This is a genomic window from Streptomyces echinatus (genome assembly GCF_014203595.1).
Taxonomy (GTDB): domain Bacteria; phylum Actinomycetota; class Actinomycetes; order Streptomycetales; family Streptomycetaceae; genus Streptomyces; species Streptomyces echinatus.
Genome location: NZ_JACHJK010000001.1, coordinates 126,208 through 151,699, shown reverse-complemented (window position 1 = coordinate 151,699; position 25,492 = coordinate 126,208). Strand labels below are relative to the sequence as shown.

At 70.7% G+C, this 25,492-nt stretch carries 26 protein-coding genes and 1 riboswitch; of the genes, 11 read left to right on the top strand and 15 right to left on the bottom strand.

Features of this window, described 5'->3' with window-relative positions:
* Positions 1 to 9: 9 nt before the first annotated feature.
* Together FHS34_RS00620 and sugE are read left to right on the top strand one after the other, a co-directional pair.
* Positions 10 to 369 (top strand): GroES family chaperonin, encoded by a 360-nt coding sequence (locus tag FHS34_RS00620; protein WP_184958326.1) that lies wholly within the window; start codon positions 10 to 12, stop codon positions 367 to 369.
* A 98-nt stretch (positions 370 to 467) separates the two neighbouring features.
* A riboswitch (guanidine-III (ykkC-III) riboswitch) is annotated at positions 468 to 535 on the top strand.
* A gap of 35 nt (positions 536 to 570) precedes the next feature.
* Positions 571 to 891 (top strand): quaternary ammonium compound efflux SMR transporter SugE, encoded by a 321-nt coding sequence (sugE, locus tag FHS34_RS00615; protein WP_030753573.1) that lies wholly within the window; start codon positions 571 to 573, stop codon positions 889 to 891.
* A gap of 36 nt (positions 892 to 927) precedes the next feature.
* On the opposite strand, the gene FHS34_RS00610 is transcribed toward sugE, so the two are convergent.
* Entirely contained in the window at positions 928 to 3,705 is a 2,778-nt protein-coding gene (locus FHS34_RS00610) for a transglycosylase domain-containing protein (RefSeq protein WP_225817815.1), read from the bottom strand.
* A gap of 1,481 nt (positions 3,706 to 5,186) precedes the next feature.
* On the opposite strand from FHS34_RS00610, the gene FHS34_RS00605 reads away from it, so the two are divergent.
* From FHS34_RS00605 to FHS34_RS00590, 4 genes are read left to right on the top strand one after another with little or no spacing between them, the layout of a single operon-like run.
* Entirely contained in the window at positions 5,187 to 5,987 is an 801-nt protein-coding gene (locus FHS34_RS00605; protein WP_184958324.1) for an ABC transporter permease, read from the top strand.
* Positions 5,980 to 6,828: an ABC transporter permease gene (locus FHS34_RS00600; protein ID WP_225817814.1), complete on the top strand. Its 849-nt coding sequence runs from the start codon at positions 5,980 to 5,982 to the stop codon at positions 6,826 to 6,828. Before FHS34_RS00605 ends, FHS34_RS00600 begins: the two co-directional genes overlap by 8 nt.
* A gap of 1 nt (position 6,829) precedes the next feature.
* Positions 6,830 to 7,792, top strand: a complete 963-nt coding sequence (locus FHS34_RS00595) for an ABC transporter ATP-binding protein (protein ID WP_184958322.1) — start codon at positions 6,830 to 6,832, stop codon at positions 7,790 to 7,792.
* A gap of 9 nt (positions 7,793 to 7,801) precedes the next feature.
* The gene (locus FHS34_RS00590) at positions 7,802 to 8,500 is read left to right on the top strand and encodes a DUF1707 SHOCT-like domain-containing protein (protein ID WP_184958319.1); all 699 of its coding nucleotides are present in this window, start codon (positions 7,802 to 7,804) and stop codon (positions 8,498 to 8,500) included.
* Between the two features lie 99 nt (positions 8,501 to 8,599).
* Here FHS34_RS00590 and FHS34_RS00585 read toward each other — a convergent pair whose 3' ends face one another.
* From FHS34_RS00585 to FHS34_RS00575, 3 genes are all read right to left on the bottom strand, one after another.
* Complete coding sequence (locus FHS34_RS00585; RefSeq protein ID WP_184958317.1) at positions 8,600 to 9,007, bottom strand: prefoldin domain-containing protein; 408 nt, start codon at positions 9,005 to 9,007, stop codon at positions 8,600 to 8,602.
* Positions 9,008 to 9,120: 113 nt separating this feature from the next.
* A complete protein-coding gene (rph, locus tag FHS34_RS00580) occupies positions 9,121 to 9,855 on the bottom strand; it encodes a ribonuclease PH (RefSeq protein WP_184958315.1) in 735 nt (244 codons plus the stop codon).
* Between the two features lie 76 nt (positions 9,856 to 9,931).
* Positions 9,932 to 10,165, bottom strand: a complete 234-nt coding sequence (locus FHS34_RS00575) for a PTS sugar transporter subunit IIB (RefSeq protein ID WP_184958313.1) — start codon at positions 10,163 to 10,165, stop codon at positions 9,932 to 9,934.
* A gap of 187 nt (positions 10,166 to 10,352) precedes the next feature.
* Between FHS34_RS00575 and FHS34_RS00570 the strand changes: the two genes are divergently transcribed.
* Entirely contained in the window at positions 10,353 to 11,663 is a 1,311-nt protein-coding gene (locus tag FHS34_RS00570) for a PTS transporter subunit EIIC (protein ID WP_184958311.1), read from the top strand.
* A 169-nt stretch (positions 11,664 to 11,832) separates the two neighbouring features.
* Positions 11,833 to 13,098 (top strand): PTS transporter subunit EIIC, encoded by a 1,266-nt coding sequence (locus tag FHS34_RS00565; RefSeq protein ID WP_184958309.1) that lies wholly within the window; start codon positions 11,833 to 11,835, stop codon positions 13,096 to 13,098.
* 77 nt (positions 13,099 to 13,175) lie between these two features.
* On the opposite strand, the gene FHS34_RS00560 is transcribed toward FHS34_RS00565, so the two are convergent.
* Complete coding sequence (locus tag FHS34_RS00560) at positions 13,176 to 13,928, bottom strand: MBL fold metallo-hydrolase (protein WP_184958307.1); 753 nt, start codon at positions 13,926 to 13,928, stop codon at positions 13,176 to 13,178.
* Between the two features lie 238 nt (positions 13,929 to 14,166).
* On the opposite strand from FHS34_RS00560, the gene FHS34_RS00555 reads away from it, so the two are divergent.
* Positions 14,167 to 14,625 carry a type II toxin-antitoxin system PemK/MazF family toxin gene (locus tag FHS34_RS00555; protein ID WP_184958305.1) on the top strand — a complete coding sequence of 153 codons (459 nt, stop codon included), beginning with the start codon at positions 14,167 to 14,169 and terminating at the stop codon, positions 14,623 to 14,625.
* Between the two features lie 7 nt (positions 14,626 to 14,632).
* On the opposite strand, the gene FHS34_RS00550 is transcribed toward FHS34_RS00555, so the two are convergent.
* The 8 genes from FHS34_RS00550 to clpS form a co-directional block, all read right to left on the bottom strand.
* Entirely contained in the window at positions 14,633 to 15,079 is a 447-nt protein-coding gene (locus FHS34_RS00550) for a hypothetical protein (protein ID WP_184958303.1), read from the bottom strand.
* Between the two features lie 122 nt (positions 15,080 to 15,201).
* A complete protein-coding gene (locus FHS34_RS00545; RefSeq protein WP_184958301.1) occupies positions 15,202 to 16,152 on the bottom strand; it encodes a PLP-dependent cysteine synthase family protein in 951 nt (316 codons plus the stop codon).
* Between the two features lie 17 nt (positions 16,153 to 16,169).
* Entirely contained in the window at positions 16,170 to 16,448 is a 279-nt protein-coding gene (locus tag FHS34_RS00540) for a MoaD/ThiS family protein (protein WP_184958299.1), read from the bottom strand.
* A 116-nt stretch (positions 16,449 to 16,564) separates the two neighbouring features.
* On the bottom strand, positions 16,565 to 16,660 hold the full coding sequence (locus FHS34_RS43685; RefSeq protein ID WP_311318800.1) for a putative leader peptide: 96 nt from the start codon (positions 16,658 to 16,660) through the stop codon (positions 16,565 to 16,567).
* Between the two features lie 130 nt (positions 16,661 to 16,790).
* Positions 16,791 to 17,213, bottom strand: a complete 423-nt coding sequence (locus FHS34_RS00535; RefSeq protein WP_184958297.1) for a M67 family metallopeptidase — start codon at positions 17,211 to 17,213, stop codon at positions 16,791 to 16,793.
* Between the two features lie 178 nt (positions 17,214 to 17,391).
* On the bottom strand, positions 17,392 to 18,828 hold the full coding sequence (locus FHS34_RS00530; protein ID WP_184958295.1) for an amino acid permease: 1,437 nt from the start codon (positions 18,826 to 18,828) through the stop codon (positions 17,392 to 17,394).
* A 330-nt stretch (positions 18,829 to 19,158) separates the two neighbouring features.
* Positions 19,159 to 19,764: a DUF2017 domain-containing protein gene (locus tag FHS34_RS00525; RefSeq protein ID WP_184958293.1), complete on the bottom strand. Its 606-nt coding sequence runs from the start codon at positions 19,762 to 19,764 to the stop codon at positions 19,159 to 19,161.
* Between the two features lie 12 nt (positions 19,765 to 19,776).
* Positions 19,777 to 20,151 (bottom strand): ATP-dependent Clp protease adapter ClpS, encoded by a 375-nt coding sequence (clpS, locus tag FHS34_RS00520; RefSeq protein WP_245002065.1) that lies wholly within the window; start codon positions 20,149 to 20,151, stop codon positions 19,777 to 19,779.
* An 81-nt stretch (positions 20,152 to 20,232) separates the two neighbouring features.
* On the opposite strand from clpS, the gene FHS34_RS00515 reads away from it, so the two are divergent.
* A complete protein-coding gene (locus FHS34_RS00515) occupies positions 20,233 to 21,579 on the top strand; it encodes a nicotinate phosphoribosyltransferase (RefSeq protein ID WP_184958291.1) in 1,347 nt (448 codons plus the stop codon).
* Between the two features lie 97 nt (positions 21,580 to 21,676).
* A complete protein-coding gene (locus FHS34_RS00510; RefSeq protein WP_184958289.1) occupies positions 21,677 to 22,270 on the top strand; it encodes an isochorismatase family protein in 594 nt (197 codons plus the stop codon).
* A 154-nt stretch (positions 22,271 to 22,424) separates the two neighbouring features.
* On the opposite strand, the gene FHS34_RS00505 is transcribed toward FHS34_RS00510, so the two are convergent.
* Together FHS34_RS00505 and FHS34_RS00500 are read right to left on the bottom strand one after the other, a co-directional pair.
* Positions 22,425 to 22,751 carry a hypothetical protein gene (locus FHS34_RS00505; RefSeq protein ID WP_184958287.1) on the bottom strand — a complete coding sequence of 109 codons (327 nt, stop codon included), beginning with the start codon at positions 22,749 to 22,751 and terminating at the stop codon, positions 22,425 to 22,427.
* 121 nt (positions 22,752 to 22,872) lie between these two features.
* Complete coding sequence (locus FHS34_RS00500; RefSeq protein WP_184958285.1) at positions 22,873 to 25,230, bottom strand: immune inhibitor A domain-containing protein; 2,358 nt, start codon at positions 25,228 to 25,230, stop codon at positions 22,873 to 22,875.
* Positions 25,231 to 25,492: the final 262 nt, after the last annotated feature.

The window sequence follows — 25,492 nt, the reverse complement described above, 5'->3', positions numbered from 1 at the left end:
GTTCAAGGCGTGAGCGCCAACAGAAACCAGCACAGCACTCCCCATCACGACAAGCTGCCCATCCGGATGCTGCACGACCGGGTTCTCGTGCGGCAGGAGACCGGTGAGGGCGAGCGGCGGTCGGGGGGCGGCATCCTGATTCCCGCCACCGCGGCGGTCGGGCGGCGGCTGGCCTGGGCCGCGGTCGTCGCGGTCGGCCAGAACGTACGGACGGTGGAGCCGGGCGACCGTGTTCTGTTCGACCCGGAGGACCGGGCGGAGGTCGAGGTGCGGGGCGTGGCGTACGTGCTCATGCGCGAGCGTGACCTGCACGCCGTCGCCGCCGACCGGTTTGAGGGGTCGGAGGACTCCACGGGGCTGTATCTCTGACACGGGGTGCCCCCGGCGCGGGGGCTGTCCGCCCCGAGCGGTGAGGTGACGACGACGAAGAGGGCCGGTGACGGTGGTCACCGGCCCTCTTCGTCGTGGCTTTGCTATGTTCGAAAGGAACCCGACGAGACGCGCCGTACCGGGTCGAAGGCAAAGACGACGCACCCCGTGGAGAGTCGTCACGTCTCGGAGGTGCCTGTCATGGCCTGGGTTCTGCTTGTCGTCGCCGGTCTGCTGGAGGTCGGCTGGTCGATCGGGATGAAGTACAGCGAGGGTTTCACCCGGCTGGTCCCGAGTCTGTTCACCGGCGTCGGCATCGTCGCCAGCATGGTTCTGCTGTCGTACGCCGCGAAGTCCCTGCCCATCGGTACGGCCTACGGCGTGTGGGTGGGGATCGGCGCGGCCGGTGCGGCGGTGCTCGGCATGGTGGTGCTGGGTGAGCCGGTCACCGCCGCCCGGATCTTCTTCGTGTGTCTGCTGCTGGTCGCCGTGGTGGGGCTGAAGGCGACCAGCGGTCACTGAGTCGTCACGTCGCCGAGGCGTCGCGGCACCGGGACGTCAGGTGCCGGGGCCGCCTCCGGTGCCCTCGACCGTGCCCGTGGTGCCGCCGGCGTCGGTGCCCCCGCCGGGGGTGCCGCCGCCGGTCGTCGGGCCGCCGCCGGTCGCGTCCCCGCCGGTGGTGGCGCCCCCGTCCGTGGTGGGGCCGCCGCCGGTGGTCGCGCCGCCGTCCGTGGTCGGGCCGCCGCCCGTCGTCGCGCCGCCACCCGTCGTCGCGCCGCCGCCCGTGGTGGGGCCGCCGCCGGTGGTCGCGCCGCCGCCGGTGGTGGTCGCACCGCCGTCGGTGCTGGGGGTGGCGGTCGCGCCGCCGGTGTCCTGGCCGCCGTCGGTGGTGGTGCCGCCGGTGTCCTGGCCGGCGTCGGTGCCGGGCTCGGGCGTACCGGTGGCCGGGGGCTCCTGGATCTGGTCGGCGCCCTCCTCGAGCTGGAGGTCGAACTCGGCGGGCGACTTGCCCTTGAGCGCGTCACGCGTGTACTGGGCCCAGATCTCGGTGGGCGGGCCGCCGCCGTTCATGCGGGCCTGGCCGAGGGCGTTGTACAGCGGCATGTGCTTGGCCGTCACCGGGTCCTGGCCCATGACGGAGACCACCGTGGCCAGGTCGGGGGTGTAGCCGGCGAACCAGGCGGCGGTGTCGCTCTCGGCGGTGCCGGTCTTGCCGGCGGCCGGGCGGCCTGCGGCCTGCGCGGCGGTGGCGGTGCCGCTCTGGACCACGCTCTGCAGGACGGAGGTGGTGGTGTCGGCGGCCTCGCGGCTGACGGCCTGCTTGACCGGCTGCTCGGGCAGCCGGATCTCGTTCGTGCCGTCCTTGGTGATCTTCTCGACCAGCGTGTACGCGCCGTGCTTGCCGTGGTTGGCGAGCGTGGCGTAGGCCTCCGCCATCTCCAGGACGCTGGCGTTGGCGGTGCCGAGGGCCATGGACGGGGACGGGTAGAGGTCGGGGGTGTCCTCGGGGATGCCGAGGGCGACCGCGGTCTTCTTGACCTTCTCGGGGCCGACGTCGGCGGCCATCTGCGCGTACACCGAGTTCACCGACAGGTCGGTGGCCTTGCGGACGGTGATGGGGCCGTACGAGCGCTGGTCCTCGTTCTCCGGGTTGTACGGCGTGCCGCTCCAGCCCTGGACGAGCCGCTTGTTGGTGCCGTCGTAGATGGTGTTCGGGGTGATCGTGCGGCCGTCCTGGGTGGTCGAGCCGTTCTCCACGGCGGAGGTGAACACGAGCGGCTTGAACGTGGAGCCGACCTGGAAGTCACCGCGGGTCGCGCCGTTGGTGTACTGCTTCACGTAGTCGATGCCGCCGTACATCGCGACGACCTTGCCGGTCTTGGGGTCGACGGAGGCGCCGCCGGCCCGGACGTAGGTGTCGGCCTTGCGGTTCTTCTTGTCCAGCTTGGAGATCAGCTGGTCGTCGACCGCCTTGACGAAGGCGTCCTGCCTGTTCTTCTGGATGGTCGTGGTGATGCGGTAGCCGCCGAGCTTGAGGTGGTCGGCGTCGATGATGTTGTTGCTGGTCAGGTACTGCTTGACCGCTTCCACGAGGTAGCCGCGCTGGCCGGACATGCCGGTGGAGACCGTCTGCTCCTTCGGCATGGGGAACTTCATGCCGGTGCGCTCGGACTCGTCGAGCCAGCCCTTCTTGACCATGCCGTCCAGGACGTAGTTCCAGCGGGCGAGGGCCGACCTCTTGTTCTCGGGGTGGGCCACGACGTCGTACTCGCTGGGTGCGTTGACGAGCGCGGCGAGGTAGGCGGCGCGGGCCGGGTCGAGGTCCTCGGCGTCCATGCCGTAGTAGGCCTGGGCGGCGGCCTGGATGCCGTAGGCGTTGCGGCCGAAGTAGCTGGTGTTGAGGTAGCCCTCGAAGATCTCGTCCTTGGACTTGTTCTGGTCGAGCTTGATCGCGATGAAGAATTCCTTGGCCTTGCGGGTGACCGTCTGTTCCTGGGCCAGGTAGTAGTTCTTCACGTACTGCTGGGTGATCGTCGAGCCGGACTGCTTGCCCTTGCCGGTCGCGGTGTTCCAGCCGGCGCGGAGCATGGCCTTGGGGTCGACGGCGGACTCGGTGTAGAAGTCGCGGTCCTCGGCGGCCAGTACGGCGTGCTGGGCGGCCTTGGAGACCTGGGCGAGGGTGACGTTCTCGCGGTTGACGTCGCCGTCGCGGGCGAGCTGGGAGCCGTCGGCGTAGAGGTAGACGTTGCTCTGCATGGTCGCGAACGCGTTGGCGGGCGGGATCTTGACCATGGAGTAGCCGAGGAAGAAGAGGCCGATGAGCAGGAGTATGCCGACGAAGAAGGTGCCGAGCACCATGCGCCAGGTCGGGAAGATCCGTCGCCAGCCGGTGTGCTTGGGCCGCTTGCCCTTCTTCGCCTTCTTGCCCTTGCCTCCGGCGGTCGTGCCGTCGGCGGCGGCGTTGACGGTGGTCTTGTCCTCCGCGCCGCCCGGCTGCGCGGGGGCGCCGCCACCGGCACGGGAGGCTCCGCCACCGGCACGGGAGCCGGCGGCTCCGGCTCCGGCTCCCGCGAGGGAGGCTGCGGCGCCGGCCTTGCCCGCCTGGGCGGCGGCACCCACGGCGGCACCGGCCTTGGCCGCCTGGGCGCCGGCACCGGCGGCGGCAGCGGCGTTGCCCGCCGCGCGGGCGGCTCGGGCGGCGCGCGCGGCGGCCGGAGAGGTCGGGGCACCGGAGCCGGGGGTACCGGCCGCGTTGGCCGCGTTGGCGCTGGTGGTGCCGGCCGCGTTGGCGCCGGTGGCCTGGGCGGCACGGTTCTGGCCGCCGGGGCGGGGCATGCCGGTGCGCGGCGTACGGCCGGTGGGGTTCGGCTCCGCCGGGGAGGCCGTCTCGGGCTTGGTCCCGGTCCCGCCCGGCTCACCCGCGCGAGGCGGGCCGATCCGCCGGAGCACCTGGGTGGTCTCGGGCGCCTGCTCGGGCCCGGACGCGAGAGAGGCGCCGGTGGACTTGCCGGGGCCGCGGGAAGCGCCGGCCGCGGCACCCTGCCCGACAGCACCGGCAGCCGAACCGGCACCGGCAGCGCTGCCCGCACCGGCCGCCTTGCCGGTACCCGGTGCGGCACCGGCCGCCTTGCCGGGCTGGGCCCCCCGGCCCGCCTTGCCGCTACCGGCCGAGGACGCGGATCCGTCCGGGGACGTCTGGGGACCCCTGGGCGGGGTGATCCGCCGGAGCACCTGAGTGCTCTCGGCCGGCGAAGCCTCACCGGAGCCGGCCGGACCCTGGGGGGCGGACGGCTTCCTCGGGCCGGGAGCCCTGTCGGAACCGGAACCACCGCCGGACCCCGAGGCCCCGCCGGAGCCCGAGGCCCCGCCGGACACCGGAGCGCCACCCGAGCCCGACGGACGCCCCGGGACCGGGCCACCACCCGGACCCGAGGCGCCACGGGAGGCCGAGGCCTCGCCGGAGCCCGAAGCGCGGCCGGACGCCGGGCCGTCGCCGGACGCCGGGCGGTGGCCGGGCTTCGTGGGGTCGTTGGGCGGGGTGCCTCCGTTGGTTCCCACGGTGTCCCCCGGTCCCTTCTGGTCCGTGCGGGCGCCGCGGGCCGCCTGGCGGGCGCGGGCCATGGAAGCCGTCCGGTCCTGCGCCGCGGAGCCCGCGCGGCCCGAACCCTCCGCGGACCGTGCGTCGGCCCGGGGCGTGTCGTTCCGGGGCGCGTCGGCCCGGGGCGTGTCGTTCCCGGGCGTCGGCCCCGGGCGGCCGGAGCCGTCCCGGGACGCCGTGCTCGCCCGGCCGGAGCCGTCCGCGGCCGGCGAACCCGTACCGGCGGACGGTGAACCCGTACCCGCGGACGGTGAACCCGGGCGGGGGGTGGCGGTGGACGGCGAGCCCGTGTGGGCGGGGGCGGGCCGGGCGGCTCCGTCCCCGTCGTCACGCCGGGCGTTCCCCTCCCGTTCGGACCCCGGCTCCCGGCGGGGTCGCCCGGGGCGGCTTCCGGGCTGACCGGTGGCCGGCGCCGGCTCCTCGTGGCCCCCCGGGTGCCCGGGCCCTTCAGCCGGCAGCGGCTTTTCCGGCGCCACGCCTTCGTTCGGCTGCTGCGGCTGCGGCTCGTCGCTCATGTCGTGCACGGACTCCTGTTTCGCGTCGTACGTTCCCGTACGCCTCGTACGCTTCTGCGCTCCCCCTGTTTGAAGACTCTCGCACCCGGCGTTCCGTTCCCGGATTCCGGCACCCTTCCGGCCGAAAACGCGTGGCCGGCCCTCGGGCCTCCGGACTAGGCTCCTGCGCTTCGGTGTCGAGCGGTCCGAGGAGGTCGACTGGCGTGGGCGCTGGACGGTTGTACGCGGCCGTCGCGGCAGGGGGATTCAGACGGTACGCGACCTATCGGGCCGCCACTGCGGCAGGGGTCTTCACGAACACGGTCTTCGGGCTGATCCTCGTGTACACGTACCGCGCCCTGTGGGACGAGAAGCCGCATCTCGGGGGATACGACCAGGCACAGGCCATGACCTATGTCTGGCTCGGTCAGGCCTTCTTGTCGACGCTGGCCCTCGGGGGCGGCGGGGTCGAGGACGAGTTGATGGAGCGTATCCGTACGGGGGACGTGGCCATCGATCTGTACCGGCCGGCCGACCTTCAGCTGTGGTGGCTGGCGGCGGACCTCGGCCGGGCGTTCTTCCAGTTGCTGGGCCGCGGGCTGATTCCGTTCCTGTTCGGGGCGCTGTGCTTCCCGCTGTATCTGCCGGCCGACGTGGGCACGTGGGCGGCGTTCCTGGTCGCCGTGGCCCTCGCGATGCTGGTGGGTTTCGGCATCCGCTACCTGGTGGCGCTGAGCGCGTTCTGGCTGCTGGACGGCACCGGTGTGGCGCAGATGGCGTGGCTGGCGGGGTTCTTCTGCTCGGGGATGCTGCTGCCGCTGAACGTGTTCCCGGGCACACTCGGCGAGGTGGTCCGGGCCCTGCCGTGGTCCTCGCTGCTGCAGGCGCCGGCGGACATCCTGCTCGGGCACGGGGATCCGCTGCCCACCTATCTGTTCCAGGCGGCCTGGGCGGCTGCGCTGCTGGGTGCCGGCCGGCTGCTGCAGTCGGCGGCGACGCGCCGGGTGGTGGTGCAGGGTGGCTGAGGGGAGCCCGGTGGCGCCGTGGACGCGGAGGGGCCGGCTGGCCGAGGGGGTGCGGGCGTACCGGCTGGTCGCGGCGATGTGGGTGCGGTCCACGATGGCCTATCGCGCGTCCTTCGCGATGACCACGTTCGGGAACTTCGCGGCGACGTTCCTCGACTTCGTGGCGATCATGCTGATGTTCTCCCGGGTGGACGCGCTGGGCGGTTATCCGCTGCCCGAAGTGGCCTTCCTGTACGGGCTGTCCGCGGTCTCCTTCGGGGCGGCGGATCTGCTGATCGGGTCGATGGACCGGCTGGGGCGGCGGGTGCGCGACGGCACGCTGGACACGCTGCTGGTGCGGCCGGCGCCGGTGCTGGCGCAGGTGGCGGCCGACCGGTTCGCCCTGCGGCGGCTGGGCCGGGTGACGCAGGGGGCGCTGGTGCTGGGCTGGTCGCTGACCCGGGTGGACATCGACTGGACGGCGGACCGGCTGCTGCTGATGCCGGTGATGGTGGTGAGCGGCTGCGGGATCTTCTGCGCGGTGTTCGTGGCCGGGGCGGCGTTCCAGTTCGTGGCGCAGGACGCCTCGGAGGTGCAGAACGCCTTCACCTACGGCGGTACGACGCTGTTGCAGTATCCGCCGACGGTGTTCGCGAAGGAGCTGGTGCGCGGGGTGACCTTCGTGCTGCCGCTGGCCTTCGTGAACTGGCTGCCCGCCACGTATGTGCTGGGGCGGCCGTACCCGCTGGGGCTGCCGTTGTGGCTGGCGTGGGCTCCGCCGCTGGTGGCGGTGGGGTGTGGTGCGCTGGCGGGGCTGGCCTGGCGGGCGGGACTTCGTTCGTACCGCAGCACAGGGAGTTAGCGTGGATGAGTTCATCGCACTGGAGAGGGTCGAGAAGGTCTTCGAGGTGCGCAGGAGGACCGGGTTCCTCAGGCGGGAGCGGCGCGAGGTGCGGGCGGTGGACTCGCTCTCGTTCACCGTGGCGCGTGGGGAGATGGTCGGGTACATCGGGCCGAACGGTGCCGGGAAGTCGACCACGATCAAGATGCTGACCGGGATCCTGACGCCGAGCGGCGGGCGGCTGCGGGTGGCGGGTATCGATCCGGCGCGGGAGCGGGCGCGGCTGGCACACCGGATCGGGGTGGTGTTCGGTCAGCGGACCACGCTGTGGTGGGATCTGCCGCTGATCGACTCGTACCGGCTGGCGCACCGCATGTACCGGATTCCGGACGCCCGTTACCGGGAGAACCTGGACCGCATGGTGGAACTGCTGGAGCTGGGCGACCTGTTGGACGTGCCGGTGCGGCAGCTGTCGCTGGGGCAGCGGATGCGGGGGGACATCGCGGCGGCGCTGCTGCACGATCCGGACGTGCTGTACCTGGACGAGCCGACGATCGGCCTGGATGTCGTGTCGAAGGCCAAGGTGCGGGGGTTCCTGCGGGAGGTGAACGCCGAGCGGGGTACGACGGTGCTGCTGACCACGCACGACCTGCAGGACATCGAGCAGTTGTGCTCGCGGGTGATGGTGATCGACCACGGGCGGCTGGTGTACGACGGCCGGCTGGCGGGGCTGCACGAGGCCGGGGAGAGCGAGCGGACGCTGGTGGTGGACCTGGAGCGGGAGTTGCCGCCGGTGGAGGTGCCGGCGGCGCGGGTGGTGCGGGTGGAGGGGCCGCGGCAGTGGCTGGCGTTCCCGGCGGGGCAGTCGGCGGCGCCGGTGGTGGCGTATCTGGCGGAGCGGTATCCGCTGGTGGATCTGTCGGTGCGGGAGCCGGACATCGAGGCCGTCATCGCCAGGATGTACGCGGAGAAGGCGGTCTCGTAGGCTGCTGTCATGAGCGACGACGCAGCCTTGGACCTCCGGGCGTCCGACGCCGACCGGGATCGGGTCGCCGAGATTCTGCGGGACGCCCTGGCCGAGGGCCGGCTGGACATGGAGGAGTTCGAGGAGCGGCTGGAGTCGGCCTACCGGGCGCGGACGTACGGCGAGTTGGCGCCGCTGACCCGTGATCTGCCGGCGGCCGGGGCGGTGGCGCCGCCGGTGCCGGTCTCCTTCACCAAGGTGCCGGTGGAGAGCGGGGGCTGGGCCTCGCGGATCGTCGGGGGCGGGGGTTCCTCGACAAGTGGGGTCGCGGTGCTGTCGGGGTTCGAGCGCAAGGGCCGCTGGACGGTGCCCAAGCGGTTCTCCTGCTTCACGTTCATGGGCGGCGGTGAGATCGACCTGCGGGAGGCGGACTTCGCGGACCGGGAGGTCGAGATCCACTGCGTGGCGGTCATGGGCGGGGTGCAGGTGATCGTGGAGCCGGGGGTGGAGGTGGTCGTCCGCGGGGTCGGGGTCATGGGCGGCTTCGAGCATCCGAGGGACGACGGCCCCGTCGACCCGGGTGCCCCGCGGGTGGTCATCAGCGGCTTCGCCTTCTGGGGCGGCGTGGGCGTGGCCCGTAAGCTCCCTCGCGCCGAACGCCGGCGGCTGCGGGAGCAGCGCCGGCTGGAGAAGCTGGAGCGCGGGGAGCGGTGGCGGGACGAGTCGTGACGGGCGCGCCCGGAGGAGCGGGACAGGGCTCCTGACGGCGCCGTGGGCGGCCGCGGCCGGTCGGGCGGTTGCCCGCTCCCCCGCCAGGGGCGGGGTCCGCTACGACGTGCACACCTTGGTCAGTTCGCCCGCCGCGGAGGTGACCGGCCCGACGTCGGGGGTGCTGTCGCCGTTCTTGATCGCCGTGCGGACGTTGTCCACGGCCTGGTTCAGTTCGTCCACGGCCTTGTTGACGTCGGTGTCGTCCGTCTTGTCGCCGATCGTGCGCAGGTTCTTCTCGATGGAGTCGAGGGAGGCGTCGGCCTGGGCGGGGTCGTTCGCGGCGTTCTCCACGGCCTGCTGGAGGTCGGTGACGCTGTCGGCGATGGTGTCGGCGGTCTGTACGCAGTCCAGCGCCTTGTTCACGGCGTCGCAGCCGGTGGTCAGGCCGGTGGTGAGTACGGCGACGGCCACGGCGGCGGCGATGGCGGTGGCCCGGCCCCGGCGTGCGCGGCGGCTGGCGGACATCGTGGATTCCCTCCCCTGGGACGACTGACCGGGCGCACGCGGATGGGCCGTGCGCCCGTACCCAGAGGGACGTCGGCGGGGCCCGGTGGGTTGCCCCCGCCTTGAGGAATTCTTTACGCGGTCGTGGCGGCGAGTGCCGCCTGCTGGATCGTGGCCAGCTCGGTGCAGCCGCCGACGGCGAGGTCGAGCAGGGAGTTGAGCTCGTCGCGGGCGAACGGCTCGGCCTCGGCGGTGCCCTGGACCTCGACGAAGCGGCCGTCGCCGGTGCAGACGACGTTCATGTCGGTGTCGGCGCGCACGTCCTCCTCGTAGCAGAGGTCGAGGAGCGGGACGCCGCCGACGATGCCGACGGAGACGGCGCTCACGGTACCGGTGAGCGGCTGCCGGCCGGCCTTGACGAGCTTCCTGCCCTGGGCCCAGGCGATGGCGTCGGCCAGCGCCACGTAGGCGCCGGTGATCGCTGCGGTGCGGGTGCCGCCGTCGGCCTGGAGGACGTCGCAGTCGAGGACGATGGTGTTCTCGCCGAGCGCCTTGTAGTCGATGACGGCGCGCAGGGAGCGGCCGATGAGCCGGGAGATCTCGTGCGTACGGCCGCCGATCCTGCCCTTGACGGACTCGCGGTCGCCGCGGGTGTTGGTGGAGCGGGGCAGCATGGCGTACTCGGCGGTGACCCAGCCCTCGCCGCTGCCCTTGCGCCAGCGCGGGACGCCCTCGGTGACGGAGGCGGTGCAGAACACCTTGGTGTCGCCGAAGGAGACGAGGACGGAGCCCTCGGCGTGCTTGCTCCAACCGCGTTCGATGGTGACCGGGCGGAGCTGTTCGGGGGTACGGCCGTCGATGCGAGACATGGCATGGAGCCTAGCCGTACATGCGGAAGGGGCTCCTCCCGTGTCGGGAGGAGCCCCTTGCCGTGAGCGCGGGGGCTCACATCATGTCTTCGATCTCCGCGGCGATCGGGTCGGCGTCGGTGCCGATGACGACCTGGATGGCGGTGCCCATCTTGACGACGCCGTGGGCGCCGGCGGCCTTCAGCGCGGTCTCGTCGACCAGCTCGGGGTCGGACACCTCGGTGCGCAGCCGCGTGATGCAGCCCTCGATCTCCTCGATGTTGTCGATGCCGCCGAGACCGGCCACGATCTTCTCAGCCTTGCTGGCCATGTTCCTTCTCCCTGCTCCGAACCGCTTAGTCGCAGTAACCCACAGTTGGCCCATCTTCGCGAGCGGTCATGCCGTCCGTGCCGAATGATGGCGATCACGACAGCGGAACCGTCCGCCAACTGGTCTACACCACCGTGGGGAAGGTCGCCAAACCGCGTCCCGGTCGGGCGGCCCGGAAAGGACGCCCATGAGCGCCGAGAGCGCGGCGAGCCCCGCCCGGGCCCGCTGGAACCAGCTGTTCCAGGGCCTGCAGAAGATGGGGCGGAGCCTTCAGCTCCCCATCGCGGTGCTGCCGGCGGCGGGCATCCTCAACCGGCTCGGCCAGCCCGACGTCTTCGGGGACGACGGCCTGGGCTGGACCGATGTCTCGAAGGTGATGAAGGGCGCGGGCGGCGCGCTGCTCGACGGCTCCCTCGGGCTGCCCCTGCTGTTCTGCGTGGGCGTCGCGATCGGCATGGCCCGCAAGTCGGACGGCTCGACCGCGCTCGCGGCGGTGGCCGGCTTCCTCGTCTACTACACCGTCCTGCACCAGTTCCCCGAGCGGTGCCCGGGCGGCTCCACGTCCGTGCGGGACGTCGGCTGCCAGGTCGTCGTCGAGACGGGCGCCGACACCGTGACACCGTTCGCGTTCCAGAACCCGGGCGTGTTCGGCGGCATCGTCATGGGCCTGCTGACGGCCTTCTTCTGGGCCCGCTACCACCGCACCAGGCTGGTGGACTGGCTGGGCTTCTTCAACGGCCGACGGCTGGTGCCGATCATCATGTCCTTCGTCGCCATCGTGTTCGCGGTGCTGTGCCTGTGGGTCTGGCCGCCGATCGGCGACGCCCTGGAGAGTTTCAGCCAGTGGCTGCGGGACGCGGGCTCCTGGGGCGCGGGCGTCTTCGGGGTCGCGAACCGCGCGCTGCTGGTGGTGGGCCTGCACCAGTTCCTGAACGTGCCCATCTGGTTCCAGTTCGGCACCTACGTCAAGCCCGACGGCACGGTGGTGCACGGCGACATCAACATGTTCCTGCAGGGCGACCCGGACGCCGGCCAGTTCACCTCGGGCTTCTTCCCGATCATGATGTTCGCGCTGCCGGCCGCCGCGCTGGCCATCACGCACTGCGCCCGGCCGGAGCGCCGCAAGGAGGTCGGCGGGCTGATGCTGTCGGTCGCGCTGACGTCGTTCGTCACGGGCATCACCGAGCCGCTGGAGTACTCGTTCCTGTTCATCGCGCCCGCCCTGTACGCCGTCCACGCCGTACTGACCGGTGTCTCGATGGCGGTGACCTGGGCGCTCGGGGTGCACGACGGCTTCAGCTTCTCCGCGGGCCTGATCGACTACGTCATCAACTGGAACCTGGCGACGAAACCGTGGGCGATCATCCCGATCGGTCTGTGCTTCGCGGCCGTGTACTACGTCGTGTTCCGCGTCGCGATCACCCGGTTCGACCTGAAGACGCCGGGGCGGGAGCCGCGGGAGCTGGCGGAGGAGATGGAGCGGGACAACGTGAGGTGAGGCACCGCGCGCATGTGTACGAGGCGTAGCGCCGCGGTAGCGGATTCGTGGGTTCCTTATCCCGCGTTCATCGTGCTACAACAGGTCTACACCACTGGTGGTGTAGACCAGAGACGCTGCCGTCCCCTTCCTTGCTTCCCGGGCGGCGCCCTGCCCGATGGAGGAAGTTGTGACCACGGCCAGCGCCGCTCCCGCGGCCCAGAAGAAGAAGGGCGCGGGCGCGATGGCTGTACTGCAGCGTATCGGCCGCAGCCTGATGCTCCCGGTGGCCGTACTCCCGGCCGCAGCCCTCCTGGTGCGCCTCGGCAACACCGACATGCTGGGGCGCCCCTCCTTCCCGACGTTCCTGACGAAGATCGCGTCCTTCATGGCGGCGGGCGGCAACGCGATCCTCGACAACATGGCGCTGCTGTTCGCCGTGGGCATCGCGATCGGCTTCGCGAAGAAGTCGGACGGCTCCACCGCCCTCGCCGCGGTCGTCGGCTACCTGGTCTTCAAGAACGTGCTCGCCACGTTCACCGACAAGAACCTGCCGAAGGTGGCGTCCGTCGTCGACGGCAAGATCGTCATGCAGAACGCCCCGGTGGACGCTAAGGTCCTCGGCGGCGTGGTGATGGGCATAGTCGTGGCCCTGCTGTACCAGCGCTTCTACCGCACCAAGCTGCCCGACTGGGCGGGCTTCTTCGGCGGCCGCCGGCTCGTCCCGATCCTGTCGGCCTTCGCCGGCCTGGTCCTCGGCGTCGTCTTCGGCTACATCTGGCCGGTCCTCGGCACGGGCCTGCACAACTTCGGTGAGTGGCTGGTCGGGTCGGGCGCGGTCGGCGCGGGCATCTTCGGTGTCGCCAACCGTGCGCTGATCCCGATCGGTATGCACCACCTGCTCAACTCGTTCCCGTGGTTCCAGGCGGGCGAGTACCACGGCAAGAGCGGTGACATCGCGCGCTTCCTGGCCGGCGACCCGCACGCGGGCCAGTTCATGACCGGCTTCTTCCCGATCATGATGTTCGCGCTGCCGGCCGCGTGCCTCGCCATCGTCCACTGCGCCCGGCCCGAGCGCCGCAAGGTCGTCGGCGGCATGATGTTCTCGCTGGCGCTGACGTCCTTCGTCACCGGTGTCACCGAGCCCATCGAGTTCACCTTCATGTTCATCGCGCCGGTGCTCTACGCCATCCACGCGGTCCTCACCGGTGTCTCCATGGCGCTGACCTGGGCGCTGGGCATGAAGGACGGTTTCGGCTTCTCGGCGGGCGCGGTCGACTTCGGTCTGAACCTGGGCATCGCCAGCAACCCGTGGGGCCTGGTCCTGGTCGGCCTGTGCTTCGCGGTGGCCTACTACGCGATCTTCCGCTTCGCGATCGTCAGGTTCAACCTGCCCACCCCGGGCCGTGAGTCCGACGAGGAGCTCGCGGAACTGCAGAAGGCCGAGGCCAAGTAGCCCGGCCCGGCAACGGACGAAGGCCCCCGGAACCAGGAAGGTTGCGGGGGCCTTCGGCGTCCGGAGGGGGCGCGGGCTCAGATCTCGTACGCGGCCCGCGGCACGGCCAGCTCCGCCGGCCCGGCGAACACCTCGCGGGCGTCCCGCAGGTTGGTCTGGGGGTCCGTCCACGGCGGGATGTGGGTGAGGAGGAGCCGGCGGGCGCCCGCGCGGGCCGCCGTCTCGCCCGCCTCGCGACCGTTGAGGTGCAGGTCGGGAATGCTCTCCTTGCCGTGCGTGAACGCGGCCTCGCACAGGAAGAGGTCGGTGTCCCGGGCCAGCTCGTCCAGCGCCTCGGTGACGCCCGTGTCCCCGGAGTACGTCAGGGACTTCCCGCCGTGCTCGATACGGATGCCGTAGGCCTCCACCGGATGACGGACCCGCTCGGTGTGCACGGTGAACGGGCCGATCTCGAACGTGGACGGCTTGACCGTGTGGAAGTCGAAGACCTCGCTCATGGAGGAGGCTGAGGGGGTGTCCGCGTAGGCCGTGGTCAGGCGGTGTTCGGTGCCTTCGGGGCCGTAGACCGGGAGGGGGGCGCACCGGCCGCCGTCATGGCGGTAGTAGCGCGCCACGAAGTACGCGCACATGTCGATGCAGTGATCGGCGTGCAGATGGCTGAGGAAGATCGCGTCGAGGTCGTAGAGACCGCAGTGGCGCTGCAGCTCGCCAAGGGCGCCGTTGCCCATGTCGAGGAGCAGCCGGAAGCCGTCGGCCTCGACGAGGTAGCTCGAACAGGCCGATTCCGCGGACGGGAACGACCCCGAGCAGCCGACGACGGTGAGCTTCATGAAGCAGAAACCTCCGTTGGCGGGACATCGGTGGGCGGGACAGGGGACCACTCGGGGGTGGGGGCTGTCGGGGGTCGTGCGGTTCGTCGAGCGTAAGGCGCAAAAGGGCGGGTCGCTCCTCCGCCAGGGGCCGTTGTGGGCGAACTCACCTGTGCTGTCACCGGTTCGGCTGGACCAGGGGCGCACAAGCATCGGAAGAGCGCGCGCGATGTTCGGTGCGCGCCGGTAACGTCGTCGTATGGACACGTCATGGTGGCTGGCGCTCGCCGCGGTGGTGCTGCTCGCGCTGGTCGCCACGCTCGTCGACGGCTGGGGCCGCGGCCGCCGGCCCGCCGGACGGCGTCTGAGGCCGCCGGGCCGGGCGGGCACCCGCGGGGCGCACGGGCAGCGGCCGTCCCCCGGGGACATCTGGTGGGCGAACGTCCCGTACGAGGACCGGACCGGGGTGAAGGACCGGCCCTGTCTGGTGCTGGCCGTGCGGGGTGACCGGGCGACGGTCGCGAAGATCACCAGCAAGTACCACGACGAACGCAGCGGGGTGATCCCGCTGCCGCCCGGCGCGGTCGGCGACGCCCAGGGACGGCCCAGCTTCCTGGAGACCGACGAGCTGCGCGAGGTGCCGGTGGACGGCTTCCGGCGCCGGGTGGGCGTGGTCGACCCGGTCCTGTGGGACCAGGTGCGCCACCTGGCCGGCTAGAAGCGGGTCAGCTCACGCGGACGGTGACCGTCCACTCCTCGATGCCCTCGCAGGACACCTGGCCCGGGGCGGTGGGCTGGGCGCACATCGGGCGGGACGACGCGAGCTTCACGGTGCCGGCGGCCACCGCCTGGTAGGCGGCCGTGGCGTCACCCGGCTGGAGCACGAAGCCCGTGTTGATGGCCTTCAGTGCCGTGCCGCTCGCGGTGACCGGCTTCCAGGGGCGGGCCTTGGTGCCGTCCAGGGTGAGCCGGATCTCGCCGCCCTTGGTCACGCAGACGGTACGGCCGTGGTCGGCGGCCTTCAGCTCCGCCTGGGCGGCGCAGCCGGCGGAGGACCGGGTGGGGGACGGCGGCTCCGACGCCTTGCCGCTGCTCCCGGTGTCCTCCTGGGAGCCGCAGCCCGCGAGGAGCAGCGCTGCCGCCGTGAGGGCGAGGGGCGTCGTACGGCGCATGGGGGGTCCGCCTTTCTGCCGTCTGCCGCCGGGTCGGCCCGGCGGCCTGGTGCAGATGTGACGTACCACCGCCGCGATCGGATCCCCCGCCCACGAGCCCGGCATGATCCGAACGAGAGCCCTCAGGCCCAGAGCTGGCCCTGGAGGGTCTCGATGGCCTCCTCCGTCGTGGCCGCCGTGTAGACACCGGTGGAGAGGTACTTCCAGCCGCCGTCGGCCACGATGAAGACGATGTCGGCGTTCTCGCCCGCCGCGACGGCCTTCCTGCCCACGCCGATCGCCGCGTGCAGGGCGGCGCCGGTGGAGACGCCCGCGAAGATCCCCTCCTGCTGGAGGAGTTCGCGGGTGCGGGTGACCGCGTCGGCCGAGCCGACCGAGAAGCGGGTGGTCAGCACGGAGGCGTCGTACAGCTCCGGGACGAAGCCCTCGTCGAGGTTGCGCAGGCCGTAGACCAGGTCGTCGTAGCGCGGCTCGGCGGCGACGATCTTCACGTCCGGCTTGTGCTCGCGCAGAAAGCGGCCGACGCCCATGAGGGTGCCGGTGGTGCCGAGGCCCGCCACGAAGTGGGTGATCGAGGGCAGGTCGGCGAGGATCTCCGGGCCCGTGGTCGCGTAGTGGGCGCCCGCGTTGTCGGGGTTGCCGTACTGGTACAGCATCACCCAGTCGGGGTGCTCGGCGGCCAGCTCCTTGGCCACGCGCACGGCGGTGTTGGAGCCGCCGGCGGCCGGGGAGGAGATGATCTCGGCGCCCCACATGCCGAGCAGGTCCCGGCGCTCCTGGGAGGTGTTCTCCGGCATCACGCACACCATCCGGTAGCCCTTGAGCTTGGCCGCCATGGCGAGGGAGATGCCGGTGTTGCCGGAGGTGGGTTCGAGGATCGTGCAGCCCGGGGTGAGCCGGCCGTCCCTCTCCGCCTGCTCGATCATGTGCAGGGCGGGACGGTCCTTGACCGAGCCGGTGGGGTTGCGGTCCTCCAGCTTGGCCCAGATGCGGACGTCGGGGGACGGCGACAGCCGCGGCAGGCGCACCAAGGGGGTGTTGCCCACCGCGGCCAGCGGGGAGTCGTAGCGCATCGCTGCTCAGCGGCCGATCAGCGCATGCCGCCGGCCACGGCCGGCAGGATCGTCACGCTGTCGCCGTCGGACAGCTTGGTGTTGATGCCGTCCAGGAAGCGGACGTCCTCGTCGTTGAGGTAGACGTTGACGAAGCGGCGCAGCTGGTCGCCGTCCACGATGCGGGCCTGGATGCCCGCGTGCCGGGTCTCCAGGTCGGTGAACAGCTCGGCGAGGGTGTTCCCGCTGCCCTCCACCGCCTTCTGACCGTCGGTGTACGTGCGGAGGATGGTCGGGATACGGACCTCGATGGCCATGGTTGCGGGCTCCTGTCGGAAGGGTTCGTCGATTCGGTGTGCGTGCCTGGGGGTTCCCCCAGGCGTTCGGCACTGGGGGGAGCGCCGCGGCTCACGGCCGTGCGGCGAGGGGAACGTCAACAGATGGCGCTGTTCAGCCTGCACAGGTCGACGTGCAGCCGCGCCACGAGCAGCATGCCCGGCGTCTTGTCGCTCACGTCGTTCAGAACCATGGGCTCATCGTATCGATTCCCGGTCCGGCTCCCGGAGTGTGATTCCGCATGACGGACGGAAACTGTCCGGTGAATGAGACGCCTGCCCTTGGGTGCGGCGCGGGTTCCGTCCGCGCGCCGGCCCTCCACGTCAGTAGGCCTCCACGACCCTCACTTCCTCCTCGGTGACCTCGCCGTCCACGATCCGGAAGGAACGGAACTGGAAGTCGCCCAGTCCGTCGGTGTCCGCGGTGGAGACCAGGACGTAGTGGGCGGCGGGCTCGTTCGCGTAGGAGATGTCCGTGCGGGAGGGGTAGGCCTCGGTCGCCGTGTGGGAGTGGTAGACGACCACCGGCTCCTCGTCGCGGTCGTCCATCTCGCGGTAGAGCCGGAGCAGGTCACCCGAGTCGAACTCGTAGAACGTGGGCGACATGGCCGCGTTCAGCATCGGGATGAAGCGCTCGGGGCGGTCCGAGCCGGCCGGGCCGGCGACGACGCCGCACGCCTCGTCGGGGTGGTCCTTGCGCGCGTGGGCGACGATCTGGTCGACGAGGGCCTGGGTGATGGTCAGCATGCGGGTCAGGATAAGCAGACGGGCCGTCCCGTACCGAAGGTCGGTACGGGACGGCCCGCATGGTGGACGTCCTGAGCGGCGGCCTCCGGGGGCGCCACGAGTGCTCCCGGCGGCCGGACGTCCTGGGGAGGGTGTCCCGGTGAGGCCGTAGGGCTGTCACGCCCGCACGGCCGTGGTGTCAGCGCTTGCGGAAGGCGGCGGCCTCCGGGTTGCGGCGCTTGAGCACCAGATAGGCGACGGCGAGGATCAGGCCCCACAGCGGCGCGCAGTACAGCGAGACCCGGGCGTCCTTGTCGATGCCCATCAGCACGATCACCATGCCGATGAAGGCGAGGGCGAGCCAGCTGGTGAGCGGAGCGCCCGGCGAGCGGAACTCCGAGCGGGGGAGCTCGCCGCGGTCGGCCTTGGCGCGGTAGCGGATCTGGCAGAGCAGGATGACGATCCACGCCCACATGCCGGAGATGGTCGCGAAGGACACCACGTAGTCGAACGCCTTGCCCGGCCACTGGTAGTTGATCCAGACACCGACCAGCATCAGCGCGGCGGAGACCGTCGTGCCGACCAGCGGGGTACCGCTGCGGGTCAGCTTGGTGAAGAACTGCGGGCCCTGGTTGTTGAGCGCCAGGTCACGCAGCATGCGGCCGGTGGAGTACATGCCGGAGTTGCAGGAGGACAGCGCCGCGGTGAGCACCACGAAGTTCACGATGCCCGCGCCCGCGGCCAGGCCCATCTTCTCGAAGGCGGCCACGAAGGGGCTCACGCCCGGCTGGAAGCTCGTCCACGGCACGACCGACAGGATCATGATCAGCGCGCCGACGTAGAAGACGGCGATGCGCCACGGCACGGTGTTGATCGCCTTGGGCAGCACGGTCTTGGGGTCCTTGGACTCGCCCGCGGTCACACCGACCAGCTCGACGGCGAGGAAGGCGAACATCACCATCTGCAGGGTCATCAGCGTGTTGCCGACACCGTGCGGGAAGAAGCCGCCGTCGTTCCACAGGTGGCTCACGGAGGCGGTGTCGCCGGCGTCGGAGAAGCCGACCGTCAGGATGCCGGCGCAGATCAGGATCATGCCGATGATGGCGGTGACCTTGACCATGGAGAACCAGAACTCCAGCTCACCGAAGAGCTTCACGGAGATCAGGTTGGCACCGTAGAGGACGAACGTGAAGATCAGGGCCGACACCCATTGCGGGATGTCGAACCAGTACGTCATGTAGGCGGCTGCCGCGGTGACCTCGGTGATGCCCGTGACCACCCAGAACAGCCAGTACGTCCATCCGGTCACGAAGCCCGCGAAGGGGCCGATGAACTCGCGCGCGTACTCCGAGAAGGAGCCCGACACCGGGCGGTACATCAGCAGCTCGCCGAGCGCGCGCATGATGAAGAAGATGACGAGGCCCGCGACGGCGTACGCCAGGATGAGGCTCGGACCGGCCTTGGAAATACCCTTGCCCGCGCCGAGGAAGAGGCCGGTGCCGATGGCACCGCCGATGGCGATCATCTGGATCTGCCGGGCGCCGAGCCCGCGCTGATACCCCTCGCCGCCCTCGCTGTCCTCGGCCCGCACGGCCTCATTGCCGTCGCGATGCTGGTCGACCTGCGCTGAGGTCATGTGTGGTGCGCCTTTCTCCATGCCGACCCGGGCCTTTCGTCGGCCTCGGATCGGGTCTCGATCCCCCCGGATTGCTGGAGCTGTTGCCTGGCCGACGGTCGTCGGCTCGGTGGCGCACCCGGCCGAACATGGGTGGTGTTGGCCGGGCGGTCGTGAAGATTTATCACGGCCGCAATACTGATCACACTGGCACGATGTGATGCACCGCACAGGGAAAAGCGGACAAAGAGCGCCCGAACGTGTCAAAGCAGGCCATGAAGGTGATGGGATCGTTATCCGGATTTGAGCGTCCTCTGAGCGAACACCAGCCAGTGGACGAATCCGTACGGGTTACGACATAAGGGTCGTCACCAAGGTCTCCTGGAGACCGCCCAGCCAGAGATAGGCCAGCACCATCGGCTTGCGCGGGTCGTCCTCCGGGAGCCGGTAGAGCAGATCGGTGTCGTCCTCGTCGGTGATCTCCAGCCGGGCGCCGATGGCCAGCCGGAGGTCATTGAGGGCGCCGAGCCACTGCCGGGACTCCTGCGGGGACAGCTTCAGCACCGCCCCGCCCTCGTCGACCGGGGCGAGCGCGTCCAGGGTGCGGATCACCCCGAGTGCGTTGTCCCGCTTGCCGGCGCGCAGGTCGTTCTCGGTGTAGCGGCGGAACTCGGCGGAGTGCGCCCGCCGCTCCTCGGCCTCGGCCGACGAGCCGGGGTCCTGCTCCGGGTCGCTGTAGGCGTCCGGGAAGAGCCTGCGCAGGACCGGGTCGGCCGGCGGTTCGCTCGGGCCCTCGGCGAACAGCTCGGCGAGCGGGTCGTCCGGGGTGTCCGCGCCGGGGCCGGGTCCGATCAGCTCCAGGAGCTGGACGGCCAGCGACCGGATGATGGAGATCTCGACGTCGTCGAGCGCGACGGCCGCGCCGCCGCCGGGGAGCGGTTCGAAGTGTCCGGGCATGTGAGTCGGTCGCTACTTCCGGTCCTGCTGGAGGGTGGCCCACAGACCGTAACCGTGCATCGCCTGCACGTCGCGTTCCATCTCCTCGCGGCTGCCGCTGGAGACGACCGCCCGGCCCTTGTGGTGGACGTCGAGCATGAGCTTGGTGGCCTTGTCCTTGGTGTAGCCGAAGTACGACTGGAAGACGTACGTCACATAGCTCATGAGGTTGACCGGGTCGTTGTGGACGATCGTGACCCAGGGGACGTCGGGCTCGGGTACGGCGAAGACCTCCTCCGCCGACTCGGTGCGTTCGATCTCTACGGGCGCGGGTGACGTCACACAGCCATGCTGCCACGGCCCCGACAAATCGTCACACCGACGAAAAGGGGGTACGCTTATCGCCATGCTGCACAGACCGGGGGTCGGTCCCCGGACCCCCGGCCGGTCCCGGGGTACCCGGGCAGTCACGAGCTAGGGGAGGTTTCGGTGGACATGGCGGACCTTGGACTGCCGGTGGATGTTCCCTCGACGGCGCTCTTCACGGACCAGTACGAGCTGACGATGCTGCAGGCCGCGCTGAGGGCCGGTACCGCCGAGCGGCGCAGCGTGTTCGAGGTCTTCACCCGGCGGCTGCCGAACGGGCGCCGCTACGGCGTGGTGGCCGGCACCGGGCGCGTCCTGGACGCGGTGGAGAACTTCCGCTTCGACCCGGGCGTCCTCGGCTTCCTGGACGACCGGAAGATCGTCGACGAGCGGACGCTGAAGTGGCTCGCCGACTACCGCTTCACCGGGGACGTCTGGGGCTACCCCGAGGGCGAGGTGTACTTCCCCGGCTCGCCGATCATGCGGGTCGAGGGCACCTTCGCCGAGTGCGTGCTGCTGGAGACGGTGATCCTCTCCATCCTCAACCACGACTCCGCGATCGCCGCCGCCGCCTCCCGGATGGCGTCCGCGGCCGGGGAGCGCCCGCTGATCGAGATGGGCGCCCGGCGCACCCACGAGCTGGCCGCCGTGGCCGCCGCCCGGGCCGCCTACGTCGGCGGCTTCGCGACCACCTCCGATCTCGCGGCGGGCTTCCGCTACGGCATCCCCACCGTCGGCACCTCGGCCCACGCCTTCACCCTGCTCCACGACCGCGAGCGGGACGCCTTCCAGGCCCAGGTCGACACCCTCGGCCGGGGCACCACGCTGCTGGTGGACACCTACGACGTCGCCGAGGCCGTCCGAACCGCGGTGGAGGTGGCCGGCCCCGAGCTGGGCGCGGTCCGCATCGACTCCGGCGACCTGCTGCTGGTGGCCCACCGGGTGCGCCAGCAGCTGGACGAGCTGGGCGCCACCAAGACCAGGATCGTCGTGACCTCGGACCTGGACGAGTACGCCATCGCCTCCCTGGCCGCGGCCCCGGTGGACGCGTACGGCGTCGGCACCCAGCTGGTGACCGGCTCCGGGCACCCGACGGCCTCCATGGTCTACAAGCTGGTCGCCCGCGCCGAGACCACCGACCCGGGAGCGCCGCTGGTCCCGGTCGCGAAGAAGTCCAGCGGGGGCAAGACCTCCATCGGGGGGCGCAAGTGGGCCGCGCGCCGGCCGGACGCGGAGGGGATCGCGGAGGCCGAGGTCGTCGGCACCGGGCCGGTACCGGCCGAGCTGGCCGACCGGCAGCTGCTGGTGCGGCTCGTCAGGGACGGCGAGGTGGTCGCCCGCGAGCCGCTGGACGTGCCCCGGGACCGCCACATCGCGGCCCGCGCGAATCTGCCTCTGTCCGCCACGCAGCTCTCCAGGGGGGAACCCGTCATTCCGACGGAGTACGTCCACGGGCGCTCGGGTAGCTAGAGCGGGACCGCCGTCCGCCCCCTCGAACGCCCCCTCCCGCAAGGGACCGGAAGTCTCTAGGCTCAGTTACTTAACTCTTAGTCGAAGGACAACCAGCATGCGCCGCGCCTTGATCGTCGTAGACGTGCAGAACGACTTCTGCGAGGGGGGCAGCCTCGCGGTGGCCGGCGGGGCGGACGTGGCCGCCGCCATCACCGAGCTGATCGGCCAGGCGGGGGGCGCCGGATACCGGCACGTGGTGGCCACCCGTGACCACCACATCGCGCCCGGCGGCCACTTCGCGGACAACCCCGACTACGTCCGCTCCTGGCCCGCGCACTGTGTCGCGGGCACGGAGGGCGTGGGCTTCCATCCGAACTTCGCTCCCGCGGTCGCCTCCGGCGCGGTCGACGCCGTGTTCGACAAGGGGGCGTACTCGGCGGCCTACAGCGGCTTCGAGGGCACCGACGAGAACGGTGTCCCCCTCGCCGACTGGCTGCGGGCGCGGGAGATCACCGAGGTGGACGTGGTGGGCATCGCCACGGACCACTGCGTGCGGGCCACCGCCCTGGACGCCGCCCGGGAGGGCTTCCGCACACAGATACTGCTCGACCTGACGGCCGGCGTCGCCCCGGAGACCACGGAGCGCGCCCTGGAGGAGCTGAGAGAAGCGGGCGTGGAACTGACCGGCAAGCCGGTGGTCGGCGCCTAGGGCGGCGGAGACCGGTCGACAGCATTCGGACGGTCCCGAGCGGGGCGGCCCGCCTCAGGGGCGAACCGGCGCGACCGGCCGCGACGCACCCGCGGCCGCCCACGCGCCGTCGCGCCCCTCGGCGGGAACCGTCGGTGGTGTTCCGCGAGGGATGTCAGGGCTGGGGGATCGCCGGGGGTCTACGGAGGAGGGTGCGGATCGGGTGCCACAGTTCGTTCACCATGACACCGTTGTCGGCCGGGGCCGTGCGCCATATCAGGCCGTCCGGATGGTGCAGCACCGCCGTGATCTCGTCCGGTGTCGGAGGCGCCGCGTTCCCCCGGAGGTAGATCGCCCGCAGGCCCAGGTTGCGGAGCCTGGTCAGGGCCCGGGCCCGGTTCTGGGCGTGCACGAGCACCCGCACCGCGGCGGAGTCGTAGGGCAGGTTCAGCGCCACCACCACCGAGCCGTTCGGCAGCTTGCAGAAGCCTCCAGCGGCCATGTGGTCACATCCCCGTTCCGGTCGGTGTCAATAAGCGGTCCACAGGACGCACCTAAACACGATCGGCGGCAACCCGCCAAGGGGTTGCCGCCGATACGCTTCTGACCTGCGGTTTTAAGAATTACTTGACCGCGGGACCAACCTTGAGCTGGATCGTGGAGCCGTCCTTGGCCTCCTTGACGATCGTGATCTTGGTGTTGGTGTCAGTGACCTTCACGCCGCCCGTCGGGTTCGAGGCGTCGTAGTAGGTGTGGGCGTGGTCGTTGAAGACCGAGACACCCTTGGACGCCTTGATCTTCAGCGCGACGTCGGCCCTGTGCAGGGTGATGCCGTCCGTGCCGTAGAGGCTGAACGGGGAGTCGTAGGCCTGGATGCGGTTGCGCAGCAGCGTGCCGTCCGACCACCGCAGCGCCTTCGAGTGCGAGTCGACCGGCAGGATCAGACCGGTGCCCGGGTGGCCGTTGGTGTCGTTGGTGTTGTTGTCCGCCTGGGAGGTGTCCCACTTCCAGATCAGCAGGCCGTTCTGGTACGGGTAGTGCTCGACCCAGTCGGGACGCTTGGCCGAACCGAAGTTGTACGGGCCGGTCTTCAGCGTCTTGTCGTACGACACGTACTGCCGGTTCTCGGCGATGTAGTACTGCTTGTAGTCCTTGGTGAAGGACGCGCCGATGCGGGAGAAGCCGGCCGCGGTCCAACCGGCGTCGGCGGTCTCGGCGTTGTCCGAGAACACCGGCGCGCCGTCGGCGGTCACGGTGATCTGGTCGGCCGTGAAGCCGTTCTCCGCGACACCGCCGTCGGTGGCGTAGCGGAAGCGCAGGTCGATCTTCTTGCCCGCGTAGGCGTCGAGCGGGAACGACAGCTTCTTGTGCGTCTGCGAGAAGCCGCTCAGCGCCGGCTTGCCGCTGGCGTCACGCGGGAGGGCCTGGCCGTCCGCCGTGCCGTCCAGGGCGGTCCAGTTGGCGCCGCCGTCGGTCGACACCTCGGTGTAGACGTAGTCGTAGCCGTCCTCGGTGGCCCACCAGCCGTCCAGGCTCAGGCTCGCCGCGGACTTGCCGGTGAGGTCCACCGAACGGGTCAGCGTGTTCTTCAGGTCGTTGCCGCTGCCGCTCCACCACTGGGTCGAACCCTCGGCGGGCTGGGTGATCGTGGTGGTGACCGCCTTGTCGGGCAGGTTGACCACGAGGGCCTGCTTGTCCCAGGTGTTGTACTCGGCGAGGCCCAGCTTGTGGGTGGACTGCTTGCCGGCCTTGGCGGTGTCGTAGTTCAGCCAGCCCAGCTGCAGCTTGTCCCAGGCGTTCATGTCGCCGGGCAGGTCACCGATGGACTCCTTGCCCGTGCCGAGCCAGGAGCCGGACGACATCAGCGTCCAGAAGCCGGTGGAGTTGTCGCCGCCGGCGGTGTCGTACTCGTCCGGCAGACCGAGGTCGTGACCGTACTCGTGGGCGTAGACACCGAGTCCGCCGTTCTCCGGCTGGATGGTGTAGTCGCCGACCCAGATGCCGGTGCTGCCGACCTGGGTGCCGCCGAGCTTGTTGTCCGCGGGGCCGGTGGCGCCGGCGTCGGTGCCGAAGGCGTACCAGCGGTGGGCCCAGATCGCGTCCTTGCCCTGGACGCCGCCGCCGGCGGACTCGTCCTCACCGGCGTGCACGATCTGGAAGTGGTCGACGTAGCCGTCCGGCTCGTTGAAGTTGCCGTCGCCGTCGAAGTCGTAGCGGTCCCACTGGTCGTACTTGGCCAGGTCCGCCTTGATGTCGGCGTCCGTGCGGCCGGCCTTCTTCTGCTGGGCGACCCAGGCGCTCAGGCCGTCGCTGACGACGTTCCACACGCTCGGGCAGTTGGTCTGGCCGCAGGCGTTGTTGCCGTAACGCGCCTCGTTGTACGGGACCTTGACCCAGTCCGTGACCTCACCGGTGACCGAGTAGCGGCCCGAGGACTGCTTCTCGTAGTACTTCTTCAGCGACTCGGTCTTCTTGCCGGTGCCGAAGTAGAGGTCCTGGTAGTGCTTCTTGTTGTAGTCCTTCTGCCAGGCCGTGGAGTTGTCCTTCTTACGGTCCGGCGCGGCGATCTTGTTGTGCAGCGGGCCCGCGGTGCCGCCGTACTTGGGATCCGTCTGGTTCCCGAACTCCACCAGGATCGTGAAGATCTTGTCGGTCTTCTCGCGGCTCAGCTCGACGTACTTGCTCTGGCCCTTGCGGCTCTTGAGCTTGACGACCTTGGAGCCGTTGCGCTCCTCCGCCTTCGCCTTGCCCGATATGAGCTGGTTCAGGGCCTCCTCGCGCTGGGCGTCCTGAGTCTTGCTCAGAGGGCCGTCGAGGTCGTGCTTCTGCTGCTTCACCGGAGCCGGGTCGTGCCGGTTCGCGGCGGCCGACGGGGCCTGGGTGCCGGCCTCCGCGACGGCGAAGGTCGCGAACGTGGCCGAGGCCGCAGCAAGCGTCACGCCTATGGCGGCCGCTCTGAACGTCCAGGATCTGCTGGTCACTTGAGTTCCTCCCCCGCGCCGCGCACACGGACAGGGGGTTCCGGGTCATGGAGGAATCCGTGCGCGCACGATCAACGCGTGTAATCAAGTGACGACATTTGACTAGAGGTTAAGCCGAAAAACCAGACCTTGACTTGAGCAAGACAAGTGCACTATGCGGAGTCGGCGTTCGCTTTACGGACACGTGTCGACTTGCCGACAGGCGCAGGGATCCGTCCGTCCGAGGGGCGGGGTGACTCCGTGCGCCCCCCGTGCACCGGTA

Excerpts from the sequence above, each read along its gene's own strand:
- sugE (WP_030753573.1), top strand. The coding sequence starts at position 571 with ATGGCCTGGGTTCTGCTTGTCGTCGCCGGTCTGCTGGAGGTCGGCTGG.
- FHS34_RS00610 (WP_225817815.1), bottom strand. The coding sequence starts at position 3,705 with ATGCCCCGCCCCGGCGGCCAGAACCGTGCCGCCCAGGCCACCGGCGCC.
- FHS34_RS00590 (WP_184958319.1), top strand. The coding sequence starts at position 7,802 with ATGAGCGACGACGCAGCCTTGGACCTCCGGGCGTCCGACGCCGACCGG.
- FHS34_RS00585 (WP_184958317.1), bottom strand. The coding sequence starts at position 9,007 with ATGTCCGCCAGCCGCCGCGCACGCCGGGGCCGGGCCACCGCCATCGCC.
- rph (WP_184958315.1), bottom strand. The coding sequence starts at position 9,855 with ATGTCTCGCATCGACGGCCGTACCCCCGAACAGCTCCGCCCGGTCACC.
- FHS34_RS00575 (WP_184958313.1), bottom strand. The coding sequence starts at position 10,165 with ATGGCCAGCAAGGCTGAGAAGATCGTGGCCGGTCTCGGCGGCATCGAC.
- FHS34_RS00570 (WP_184958311.1), top strand. The coding sequence starts at position 10,353 with ATGAGCGCCGAGAGCGCGGCGAGCCCCGCCCGGGCCCGCTGGAACCAG.
- FHS34_RS00560 (WP_184958307.1), bottom strand. The coding sequence starts at position 13,928 with ATGAAGCTCACCGTCGTCGGCTGCTCGGGGTCGTTCCCGTCCGCGGAA.
- FHS34_RS00555 (WP_184958305.1), top strand. The coding sequence starts at position 14,167 with ATGGACACGTCATGGTGGCTGGCGCTCGCCGCGGTGGTGCTGCTCGCG.
- FHS34_RS00550 (WP_184958303.1), bottom strand. The coding sequence starts at position 15,079 with ATGCGCCGTACGACGCCCCTCGCCCTCACGGCGGCAGCGCTGCTCCTC.
- FHS34_RS00545 (WP_184958301.1), bottom strand. The coding sequence starts at position 16,152 with ATGCGCTACGACTCCCCGCTGGCCGCGGTGGGCAACACCCCCTTGGTG.
- FHS34_RS00540 (WP_184958299.1), bottom strand. The coding sequence starts at position 16,448 with ATGGCCATCGAGGTCCGTATCCCGACCATCCTCCGCACGTACACCGAC.
- FHS34_RS43685 (WP_311318800.1), bottom strand. The coding sequence starts at position 16,660 with ATGGTTCTGAACGACGTGAGCGACAAGACGCCGGGCATGCTGCTCGTG.
- FHS34_RS00535 (WP_184958297.1), bottom strand. The coding sequence starts at position 17,213 with ATGCTGACCATCACCCAGGCCCTCGTCGACCAGATCGTCGCCCACGCG.
- FHS34_RS00530 (WP_184958295.1), bottom strand. The coding sequence starts at position 18,828 with ATGACCTCAGCGCAGGTCGACCAGCATCGCGACGGCAATGAGGCCGTG.
- FHS34_RS00525 (WP_184958293.1), bottom strand. The coding sequence starts at position 19,764 with ATGCCCGGACACTTCGAACCGCTCCCCGGCGGCGGCGCGGCCGTCGCG.
- clpS (WP_245002065.1), bottom strand. The coding sequence starts at position 20,151 with ATGGCGATAAGCGTACCCCCTTTTCGTCGGTGTGACGATTTGTCGGGG.
- FHS34_RS00510 (WP_184958289.1), top strand. The coding sequence starts at position 21,677 with ATGCGCCGCGCCTTGATCGTCGTAGACGTGCAGAACGACTTCTGCGAG.
- FHS34_RS00505 (WP_184958287.1), bottom strand. The coding sequence starts at position 22,751 with ATGGCCGCTGGAGGCTTCTGCAAGCTGCCGAACGGCTCGGTGGTGGTG.